The following is an 8,794-nucleotide window of genomic DNA, read 5'->3' as shown; positions in this document are numbered from 1 at the left end:
GTAGATCGGGATCTCGCCGCGATGAAGGCTGGCGATCTTCTTCTCGTCCTTGTCGACGCAGGTGACGTCGTGACCGAAATCCGCAAAGCAGGCTCCGGAAACCAGTCCCACATAGCCCGTTCCGATCATCGCGATTCGCATGAAAAACCTGCCCCAGCTTGGTTAACGAAACCTCAATTCGGAGCGGTTTAGCATTTTCCTGAGGGGAAGGAACAGTCCGCATGCAAAAACCGGCACGCGAATTGTACCGGTGAAGCAATCGTAAACCGGAAGGCTCCACACTGCGCCACGCCCGCACAGAGCGGGCCGACCGCGCCTCGAAAAGGGACACCATGGCATCAATCGGCACAATCGCTGCGAGCGGGCTGTCCAAGGCTCCTTCCGCCGCACGTGTCGACTGGGTCGACTATGCCAAGGGCATCTGCATCGTCATGGTCGTGATGATGCATTCGGTGCTGGGGGTGGAGCTCGCCGCCGGCAAGACCGGTTTCATGCATGTCGCCGTGGCCTTCGCAAAGCCGTTCCGGATGCCGGATTTCTTCCTGATTTCGGGCCTGTTCCTGCCATTGGTGATCGATCGAGGCTGGCGAACCTATCTCGATCGCAAGGTGGTGCATTTCGCCTATTTCTATGTCCTCTGGGTGACAATCCAGTTCGGCTTCAAGGCGCCCGCATTCGCGGCGGAGACGAGCTGGCGCGACGCGGGCCTGCTCTATCTCGAATCCTTCATCGAGCCGTTCGGCACGCTCTGGTTCATCTATCTCCTGCCGATCTTCTTCGTCGTCACAAAACTGACACGGCGGATCCCGCCGCTGGCGATCTGGCTCATTGCTGCCGCTCTGGAGACGGCGCGCGTCTCGACCGGCTGGACCGCGATCGACGAATTCTGCGCGCGCTTCGTCTATTTCTATTCGGGATATCTGTTCGCGCCTTACGTGTTCGCGCTATCCGATCGCGCGCGCAATCATCCCGGGCTTGCGCTGGCCGCGCTTGCGACCTGGACACTGGTCAATGCGGCCCTCGTCGCGTTCGGCGCCAGCGAATGGAAGATCGTCTCGCTCGTGCTCGGCTTCGCCGGCGCCTGCGCCATCATCACAATGGGCACGCTGCTCGCTCGCGCGAACTGGTTGAACGTCTTCCGCTTCTGCGGCGAGCATTCGGTCGTGATCTATCTCGCCTTCTTCCTGCCGATGGCGGCGACACGCATGCTGCTGCTGCGCACCGACATCATTCCGGACATCGGCACGGTGTCGCTGGTCGTCACCATCGCCGGGGTGGTTGGATCGCTTGCGGTCTGGCAGGCCGCCCTGCGGCTCAATGCCGGCTTCCTGTTTGAGCGGCCCGACGCATTCTGGATCGCGCCGAAGAAGGCGGGGGCGGTACTGCAGGCCGCGGAGTAACGCTCGGTGTCTTCGCTGCCTGGTGCGCGATTGCGCTCGGGGCGGGGATAAGCCCAAATCAGTTATGGCGGGAGATGGCAATTGCCAAGCTTCGCCCAAACTTCTCCCTGTGGCTATGGGTCCCGGATCGGCGCTCCGCTTCGCTGCGCTTGTCCGGGACAATAGTGAAGTATGTGAATCGGGCCAAAATTCCCACCTCAAAGGCTGTCAAAGCCCGCAAAAATTCATACATTGCGGCCATGCCCAAAACATCCCCGAAGACCACCGCCAAAGCTGACGCCAAGGCTGCCCCCGAGGCCACCGCCGACGCCAAACCCACTGCTGCCAAACCGGTCGCGGCGAAGGCGGCTGGCAAGGGCGATCATGTCTTCCTGGTCGACGGTTCCTCCTACATCTTTCGTGCCTATCACGCGCTGCCGCCGCTGAACCGCAAATCCGACGGCATCCAGGTCAATGCCGTGCTCGGCTTCTGCAACATGTTGTGGAAGCTGCTCCGGGACATGCCCGAGGACAACCGGCCGACGCATCTGGCGATCATCTTCGACAAGTCGGAAGTCACGTTCCGCAACGCGATCTATCCCGAATACAAGGCGCACCGGCCGCCGGCCCCTGACGATTTGATCCCGCAATTTTCGCTGATCCGCGAGGCCGTGCGCGCCTTCGATCTGCCTTGCCTGGAACAGGTGGGCTTCGAGGCCGACGATTTGATCGCGACCTATGTGCGGCAAGCCTGCGAACGCGGCGCGACCGCAACCATCGTGTCCTCCGACAAGGATCTGATGCAGCTGGTGACTGACTGCGTCACCATGTACGACACTATGAAGGACCGCCGCATCGGCATTCCCGAGGTGATTGAAAAGTTCGGCGTACCGCCGAACAAGGTGGTGGAGGTGCAGGCGCTCGCCGGCGATTCCACTGATAACGTACCAGGCGTGCCCGGCATCGGCATCAAGACCGCAGCGCAACTGATCGTCGAATATGGCGATCTCGAGCAACTCTTATTCCGCGCCGGCGAGATCAAGCAGCCGAAGCGGCGCGAGGCGCTGATCGAGAATGCCGAGAAGGCGCGCATTTCGCGGCAGCTCGTGCTGCTCGACGACAAGGTTGAGCTGGAGGTGCCGCTGGACGATCTCGCGGTCCACGAGCCCGACGCACGCAAGCTGATCGCCTTCCTGAAGGCGATGGAGTTCACGACGCTGACGCGGCGCGTCGCCGACTATTCGCAGATCGATCCCGCCAACGTGGATGCCGATCCCGGCTATGCGAGCGGCGCCAGCGTATTCTCGCCGCTGCCGCCTTCCGACGTCGTGCCCACGCCAGGATCCGGCGCACCGGCGCAAGCTCGGCCGGGCGAGCGCAACACATCGGCGAGCAAGGAGGACAAGGCCGCGAGCCCGAAGGGCGCGCCGATCTCGCTCGCCGCCGCACGCGAAGAGGCGCTCCGAAAACTTCCGGTCGACCGCAGCAAGTACCAGGCGATCAAGACGCTCAAAGAGCTCAACGCCTTCATCGCGCGCATCCATGATGTCGGCCATGTCGCGATCGAGACGAGAGCGAACTCCATCGATCCGATGCAGGCTGATCTCTGCGGCATCGCGCTGGCGCTGGCGCCGAACGAGGCCTGCTACGTTCCGCTGGCGCACAAGCAGTCCGGCGGCGGCGCCGGTCTGTTCGACGCGGGTCTTGCGCCGGACCAGGTCAAGCATGCCGACGCCATCGAAGCGCTTCGTCCGGTGCTGGAATCATCAGGCATTCTCAAGATCGGCTTCGACGTCAAGTTCACTGCCGTGATGCTGGCGCAGCACGGCATCACGCTGCGCAACACCGACGATGCGCAGCTGATCTCCTACGTGCTCGATGCCGGCCGCGGCTCACACGCGATCGAACAGCTCTCGGAGCGCTGGTTCGGCCACGCCATGCTGAAGGAGAGCGAGTTGCTCGGCAGCGGCAAGGGCAAGATCACCTTCGACCAGGTGCCGATCGACAGGGCCGCGCCGCTGTCGGCGGAAGGCGCCGACATGGCCCTGCGGGTGTGGCGCGTGCTGAAACCGCGCCTTGTCGCCGAGCACATGACCACGGTTTACGAAACGCTGGAGCGGCCGCTGGTCTCGGTGCTCGCGCGCATGGAGCGGCGCGGCATTTCGATCGACCGCCAGGTCTTGTCGCGTCTGTCCGGCGACTTCGCCCAGACCGCGGCCCGCGTCGAAGCCGAGATCCAGCAGATCGCGGGCGAGCCCGTCAATGTCGGCAGCCCCAAGCAGATCGGCGACATCCTGTTCGGCAAGATGGGACTATCGGGCGGCACCAAGACCAAGACCGGCGCGTGGTCGACCACCGCGCAAGTGCTCGACGAGCTCGCCGAGCAGGGTCACGACCTCCCGAAGAAGATTCTGGAGTGGCGGCAGGTTTCAAAGCTGAAATCGACCTATACCGACGCGCTGCCGACTTACGTCAATCCGCAGACCCATCGCGTGCACACGACCTACGCGCTGGCCGCGACCACGACGGGCCGGCTGTCGTCGAACGAGCCGAATTTGCAGAACATTCCGGTGCGCACCGAGGACGGCCGCAAGATCCGCCGTGCCTTCATCGCGACATCGGGACACAAGCTGGTCTCCGCGGACTATTCGCAGATCGAGCTGCGGCTGCTCGCCGAAATCGCCGACATTCCCGTGCTGAAGCAGGCGTTCCGCGACGGGCTCGACATTCACGCGATGACGGCGTCGGAAATGTTCGGCGTTCCAATCGAGGGCATGCCGAGCGAAGTCCGCCGCCGCGCCAAAGCGATCAATTTCGGTATTATCTACGGCATTTCGGCGTTCGGCCTCGCCAACCAGCTCGGCATCGCGCGCGAGGAAGCGTCCGCCTACATCAAGAAGTATTTCGAGCGCTTCCCCGGCATCCGCGCCTATATGGACGAGACGCGCGACTTCTGCCGGAGCCACGGCTACGTCACCACGCTGTTCGGCCGGAAGATGTACTATCCCGACATCAAGGCTTCGAACGCCTCGGTGCGCGCGTTCAACGAGCGCGCCGCGATCAACGCGCGGCTCCAGGGCACCGCCGCGGACATCATCCGCCGCGCCATGACGCGGGTGGAGGATGCGCTGGCCGCAAAGAAGCTGTCGGCGCAGATGCTGCTCCAGGTGCATGACGAATTGATCTTCGAGGTGCCGGACGCGGAGGTCGAGGCGACGCTGCCGGTCGTGCAGCACGTCATGCAGGACGCACCGTTCCCGGCCGTGCTGCTGTCAGTGCCGCTGCATGTCGATGCGCGCGCGGCGAATAATTGGGACGAGGCGCACTGATTTTTTCTTCACCTTTCCCCGCAAGAGCGGAGCGAGGGAGCGCACCGAGCCCTGAATTGTCCTCCGTGCAATTGCGCGATGGCTCCACCGTGCCGCGCATATTAGAACCGTGCCGTCCCCGCACCGGTTCATTCATGCCCCACACCTCCGCCCTGCTCGGCTTCGCCCTCGTCTGCCTCGGCCTCGTGCTCACCCCGGGGCCGAACATGATTTACCTGATCTCGCGCTCGATCACGCAGGGGCCCGCCGCCGGCATCGTTTCGCTTGGCGGGGTCGCGCTCGGCTTCGTGTTCTACATGCTGTGCGCGGCGTTCGGCATCACGGCGCTGCTGCTCGCCATTCCCTTCGCCTATGACGCGCTGCGCTTCGCCGGTGCCGGTTATCTGCTGTGGCTCGCCTGGCAGGCGGTGAAGCCGGGTGGGCGCTCGCCGTTCCAGGTGAAGACGCTCGCGATCGACGGCCCGCGCAAATTGTTCGCAATGGGTTTCGTCACCAATCTGCTCAACCCGAAGATCGCGATGCTGTACCTGGCGCTGCTGCCGCAGTTCATCGACCCCGTCGCCGGCAGCGTGCTGACGCAGTCGCTCGTGCTCGGCGCGATCCAGATCGCGATCAGCGTCAGCGTGAATGCGATGATCGCGCTCGCAGCAGGCTCGATCGCGCTGTTCCTGGCGAGCCGGCCGAGCTGGATGCTGGTGCAGCGCTGGCTGATGGGCAGCGTGCTGGCGGGGCTTGCGGTGCGGATGGCGGTGGAAGCGAAGAAGGTATAGCCGACGTCGCAAATCACGCGCTCGTGTCCTGGACGCGCTGCAGCGCTCTTGCGGTGCTGCGCAGAGCCGGGACCCAGTGCAGCCGCATGGGCCCCGGCTCTGCAGTGCACCGCTTGCGCGCTGCACCGCGTCCGGGGCACGCGACGCGAGAGCTGAGAGACTAATCCAGCTTCGCCTCCATGCCCCGCTTCACCGCCGGGCGCGCCATCAGGACTTCGTACCAGCGCCTGACATTGGGAAAATCGGCCAGCTCAACCTTGTGGCGAGGGTGGCGCCAGGCCCAGCCCAGGATGGCAAAATCGGCAACCGAGAGGTCGCCGGCGACGAAGTCGCGGCCGTCGAGCCGGCGGTCCAGCACGCTGTAGAGCCGGCGCGTCTCCGCCATGTAGCGCTTCAGGCCATAGGCGCGGTCCTGCTCGTTCTCGAGCGCGATGAAATGGTGCACCTGGCCCGGCATTGGGCCGAAGCCGCCCATCTGCCACATCAGCCATTCATAGACGGGGATGCGCTCCGAGAGCGATTTGGGCAGGAATTTGCCGGTCTTTTCGCCCAGATAAAGCAGGATCGCGCCGGACTCGAAGATGCTGACGGGCTTGCCGTCCGGCCCCTCGGGGTCGACGATTGCTGGGATTTTGTTGTTGGGGCTGAGCTTCAGGAACTCCGGTGCCATCTGCTCGCCCTTGCCGATGTTGACCGGGATCGCCTTGTAGGGCAGCTCCATTTCCTCCAGCGCGACCGAAATCTTGCGGCCGTTCGGCGTATTCCAGGTGTGCAGCTCGATGGTCATGCCTTGTTTCCTTCCCCAAGAGGCTTGGGCTCTCGGCTCGGGCTCTCCACTACTCCAGAAGGCCGCAGCCCTACAATCGGCGGTCCGGGATGGCCGACCGTCGGCCGATCCCTGTTGACTAGGCCTGTCCCCTCTGGAATGTCGCGACCGTCGCGGATAGATTCCGCCTCCACCAAAAACGCTCCCGAGGGACCGCCGTGTCGAAATCTGCCTCCCGCGCCCGCCTGTTCGAAATCATCCGCCGGCGCTCCTTCGGCCGCGGCGAGGTGACGCTCGCGTCGGGCCGCAAGAGCGATTTCTACTTCAACCTCAAGCCGACCATGCTGGACCCGGAGGGCGCGACCCTGCTCGCCGAGCTGACCTATGAGGCGCTGAAGGACGACCAGCTCGATTTTATCGGCGGACTCGAGATGGGCGCGGTGCCGCTGGCCGGCGCTCTGGCGCAGATCTCCTGGATCAAGGGCCATCCGATCGCGGCCTTCTTCGTGCGTAAGAAGCCGAAGGAGCACGGCGCGAAGCTCGCGATCGAAGGCCTGCCCAGGGGCGAGACGCTCGAAGGCAAGCGCGTCGTGATCGTCGAGGATGTCACCACCACCGGCGGCTCGGCGATGAAGGCGGTGGAATCCGTGCGCGAGACCGGCGCCGAGGTGGTGCTGGTGCTGACCATGGTCGACCGCGAGGAAGGCGCCACCGACACGTTCGGCGCGGCCGGCCTGCCGTTCCGCTCGCTGTACAAGGCCTCGGAATTTTTGAAGGCTTAAGGAGGCGCAACATCCTTCGCCGTCATGCCCGGATGTGCCCCGGAAGCAACGGTCCGTCCGAAGCTGTGCCCGGCCTCAAAGAGGCCACCGCCTCGTCTTGAAACCGCCTCCGCTCAACTGCTCATTTACCATCCCGCATTATGGTGAATCATGTGCTGAGGCCTCGAAAGGTCTAGGCCGGTTCAGTAGCGTCGGGTGGAGTGAGCATTGCGTACACAGTTGTCCCAAGCGCGCCGGCGGCGTCTCGCGATGCTAGTGGCGGCCATCCTTGCAGCTCCGCTGCTCGCGGCTCCGGCCCCGGTTTCGGCTGAAAGCCTGTTCGACTTCTTCTTCGGCGGAGCTCAGCAGCAGCGCCCGCAACGCGAGGTGCCGCAGACGAACTCCTACACCGATCCCTTCACCGGCCAGCAGAATGCCGCGACTCCACAATATGTCCCGCCGACGCGCTCGGCGGCAGCCGGTGGTTCGGGCCCGGCGTTCTGCGTGCGCAGCTGCGACGGTAAATATTTTCCGTTGATGCGCGGCATCGCCTCGCCGGCGCAGATGTGTCAGGCCTTCTGCCCTGCCACCGCAACAAAAGTCTTTTTCGGCTCCAGCATCGACGGCGCCTATGCGCAGACCGGCGAGCGTTACGCCGACAGCGAGAACGCATTCGCCTACCGCAAGGCGCTGCGCGCCGACTGCACCTGCAATGGCCGCGAACCGGTCGGCCTCGCACCCGTAGATCTCGCGCTCGACTCCTCGCTGAAAGCCGGCGACGTGATCGCCACCACCGACGGCCTCGTCGCCTATACCGGCATCCGCCTCGGCAACGACCAGACCGCGGAATTCACCCCGGTCGCCTCCTTTCCCGGCCTCACCGCGCAGGTCCGTGCGCGCCTCGGCGAGATGAAGGTGGCTCCGGTGCGGGCAGAGACGGTCGCGACGGATGCCCCGGCGTCAGCCGAGATCGTGCGCGAGACGCTGCCTGATGTGACCGTGCCGAAGACGCAGAGGCCGGCGAAGCGGGCGGGGCTGGATTAAGACCCTCATAGTGAGGAGCCGCGCGCAAGCGCGCTCGTCAGGATGAGGAGAGAGACCGTCACCTTCCGATAATCACTCCGATCACGTTCGGCGCGGTCAGATATTTATCCTCGATCGCCGCGCGCGCGGCGGCGCGGTTGTCTGCCGTCAGGAGGCCGCGCTTCTCGGCCAGGATCATCCAGCAAAAGCCCCACCAGTCGGTCAGCATGCCCGCCTCGCCCATGAGGTCATAACCTTGCTCGGCTGCGAAGATGCGCGCATGCGCTTCGTCCAGCGTGTCGAGGAAGAGATGATCCTCGGCCGAGAACAGATCGTCGCTGACGTCGTCGATGGTGTAGCCCCAGATCGACTGGCACACCGCGTTGAACTCGCGGTCGAACTGGTCGTCATCGACCGCGTAGCTCCGCGCCGCCTGATGCAGCCGCGACAGCGAGCGCGCGAAATCCGCGATCCGGGTGAGGGCAAATTGATCGAAGGCCATGGTGGACATGTAGTCCTCGCAAAGTCTGACAGACGCTAGATATTGTGTCGGCAATGCGCCGAATCACAATGATATATCAAAGACTTGCTAAAGTGTTCTTAATTTGTTCCAGAAACGAGCAGTGATGCCGCCCCCACCGAAGCCTTGCGAATTGCCGGAATCGAAAGGGGCCGCCTCGCAGCGACCCCTTGCCGGTTACAATCTTGTTCGGGATGAGAAATTCCAGCCCCGGCAATAGCGACGTTAGAGCCGGCAGCAGGCTTG

The 8,794-nt window shown here is 64.0% G+C and carries 8 protein-coding genes; 5 read left to right on the top strand and 3 right to left on the bottom strand.

Annotated elements, in window-relative coordinates:
• Nucleotides 1–141 (bottom strand): NAD-binding protein (locus tag IVA80_RS26585; RefSeq protein WP_247424356.1); only part of this gene is annotated, 141 nt, incomplete at its 3' end.
• 191 nt (nt 142–332) lie between these two features.
• Between IVA80_RS26585 and IVA80_RS26580 the strand changes: the two genes are divergently transcribed.
• From IVA80_RS26580 to IVA80_RS26570, 3 genes are all read left to right on the top strand, one after another.
• Entirely contained in the window at nt 333–1,400 is a 1,068-nt protein-coding gene (locus IVA80_RS26580; protein WP_247437258.1) for an acyltransferase family protein, read from the top strand.
• A 239-nt stretch (nt 1,401–1,639) separates the two neighbouring features.
• Nucleotides 1,640–4,708, top strand: coding sequence for a DNA polymerase I (polA, locus tag IVA80_RS26575; RefSeq protein ID WP_247437256.1), 3,069 nt, complete (start codon nt 1,640–1,642; stop codon nt 4,706–4,708).
• Between the two features lie 134 nt (nt 4,709–4,842).
• A complete protein-coding gene (locus IVA80_RS26570; RefSeq protein WP_247437255.1) occupies nt 4,843–5,478 on the top strand; it encodes a LysE family translocator in 636 nt (211 codons plus the stop codon).
• A gap of 160 nt (nt 5,479–5,638) precedes the next feature.
• On the opposite strand, the gene IVA80_RS26565 is transcribed toward IVA80_RS26570, so the two are convergent.
• Entirely contained in the window at nt 5,639–6,265 is a 627-nt protein-coding gene (locus IVA80_RS26565; protein ID WP_247437253.1) for a glutathione binding-like protein, read from the bottom strand.
• 197 nt (nt 6,266–6,462) lie between these two features.
• On the opposite strand from IVA80_RS26565, the gene pyrE reads away from it, so the two are divergent.
• Nucleotides 6,463–7,026: an orotate phosphoribosyltransferase gene (gene pyrE, locus IVA80_RS26560; RefSeq protein ID WP_247437252.1), complete on the top strand. Its 564-nt coding sequence runs from the start codon at nt 6,463–6,465 to the stop codon at nt 7,024–7,026.
• Between the two features lie 249 nt (nt 7,027–7,275).
• A complete protein-coding gene (locus tag IVA80_RS26555; RefSeq protein WP_247437250.1) occupies nt 7,276–8,049 on the top strand; it encodes a DUF2865 domain-containing protein in 774 nt (257 codons plus the stop codon).
• 58 nt (nt 8,050–8,107) lie between these two features.
• On the opposite strand, the gene IVA80_RS26550 is transcribed toward IVA80_RS26555, so the two are convergent.
• Nucleotides 8,108–8,539 carry a hypothetical protein gene (locus IVA80_RS26550; RefSeq protein ID WP_247437248.1) on the bottom strand — a complete coding sequence of 144 codons (432 nt, stop codon included), beginning with the start codon at nt 8,537–8,539 and terminating at the stop codon, nt 8,108–8,110.
• Nucleotides 8,540–8,794 lie beyond the last annotated feature (255 nt).

Source organism: Bradyrhizobium sp. 139, assembly GCF_023074175.1.
Classification (GTDB): Bacteria; Pseudomonadota; Alphaproteobacteria; order Rhizobiales; family Xanthobacteraceae; genus Bradyrhizobium.
Note: the sequence above shows the minus strand (reverse complement) of the source record. Positions and strands in the feature narration are given on the sequence as shown.